This is a genomic window from Moorena sp. SIO4A1 (assembly GCF_010672065.1).
Taxonomy (GTDB): domain Bacteria; phylum Cyanobacteriota; class Cyanobacteriia; order Cyanobacteriales; family Coleofasciculaceae; genus Moorena.
Window position 1 is genome coordinate 1 of the sequence record NZ_JAAHHX010000612.1, and the last position, 1,583, is coordinate 1,583.

Genomic DNA, 1,583 nt, shown 5'->3' on the forward strand with positions numbered 1-1,583 from the left:
TGCAGGTGTCTGCTAAGAATGGTCGTGAGGCTACTGCTGAAGGCATCAGTGTTTTTGAAATCAATGATGACGGTAAGATTCAACAGGTTTTGTCCTACTGGAATGAAGCAGAAATGATGGCTAAACTGAAGGGCTAATCCCGAAGAGGTGTTGGCTATTCCGCCATCAGCAAATCAGTTCCAAAAAAATACCCCCTGAGTGTCTTGCTGTGATCTCACAGATCGACCAACTAAGGGGTGTCCATGGCTGAATTGCGTAAGCTATTTACTACTATCCACAGCGGCTGTATGCGATCGCGTTTTCGGAAGGTTAACCAAAGAGTTAACCAATGGTATAACTTCACGGTAAGACCAGTTGCTCAGACCTCAGACAACTAGTATGTAGCCGGGAAACGCTTTTGAGCTGTTACACCAAAAAAATACCCCTGTCTTGCTCTTAGATCACAGACAGAGGAATTAAGGGGTATCGATGACTGAATTGCGTAAGCTATTTACTACTATCCACAGCGGCTGTATGCGTACAGGTTTTCCCAAGGTTAACCAAAGAGTTAACTAATGGTATAACTTCAGGGTAAGACCAGTTGCTCAGATGTTAGACAACTAGTATTTAGCTGGGACAAGCCTTTGAGCTGTTCAAAAAAAAATAACCCCTGAGTCTGTTGCTGTTAGATCACAGCTCGACCAACTAAGGGGTATCGATGGCTGAATTGCGTAAGCTATTTACTACTATCCACAGCGGCTGTATGCGATCGCGTTTTCCCAACGTTAACCAAAGAGTTAACCAATGGTATAACTTCAGGGTAAGGCGAGCTGGTAACAGGTCAGGCAATTAGTATCTAGCCCGGAAACGCTTTTGAACTGTTCCAAAAAAAATAACCCCTGAGTCTGTTGCTGTTAGATCACAGCTCGACCAACTAAGGGGTATCGATGGCTGAATTGCGTAAGCTATTTACTACTATCCACAGCGGCTGTATGCGATCGCGTTTTCCCAACGTTAACCAAAGAGTTAACCTGATGTATAAGTTATGGTTTAGCCAATGATGGGGCTTTGGGGCAAGCAAGAATACCCAAGAATACCAGGGCCTGCACCCTGTGGGAGCATCAATTTGCTACACTTCTGATCACGTATTGGTATTGCCTCCAAAATCAAAACCATGACAGCTACACCACTTGCATCCATACCCCTAAGTGCGATCGCTCAAAAAACCCGTCAAGCTGCACAAAAGTTAGCCGTTCTCTCAACAAAGGCTAAAAATGAAGCTATTGAGGCAATAGCCCAAGCCTTGGAAGCTGCAGCACCGGAAATCCTAGCGGCGAATGCTGCAGACTGCCAAGCGGCTGAGGCGGATAACATTCCTAAAGCCCTTTATAATCGCCTGAAGTTGAACGAAACGAAGCTCAAGGGGGCTATTCAGGGAGTGCGAGATGTGGGCAACCTTGGTGATCCTGTAGGCAACGTCCAAATTCATCGAGAACTGGATCAAGGACTAATCCTCAAACGAGTCACTTGTTCCTTAGGAGTTTTAGGGGTTATCTTTGAAGCTCGTCCCGATGCCTTAATTCAAATTACCTCTCTTGCGATTA

At 45.4% G+C, this 1,583-nt stretch carries 1 protein-coding gene and 1 pseudogene; both read left to right on the forward strand.

Going from position 1 to position 1,583, the window contains the following annotated elements; translation table 11 throughout:
- Positions 1-242 precede the first annotated feature (242 nt).
- Positions 243-377, forward strand: a complete 135-nt coding sequence (locus tag F6K53_RS41190) for a hypothetical protein (protein ID WP_293086095.1) — start codon at positions 243-245, stop codon at positions 375-377.
- Positions 378-1,153: 776 nt separating this feature from the next.
- Positions 1,154-1,583: pseudogene (locus F6K53_RS41195) on the forward strand (gamma-glutamyl-phosphate reductase); the annotation flags it as partial.

What these genes read in the sequence shown, in the direction of transcription:
- F6K53_RS41190 (WP_293086095.1), top strand. Translation starts at nt 243, where the DNA reads ATGGCTGAATTGCGTAAGCTATTTACTACTATCCACAGCGGCTGTATG.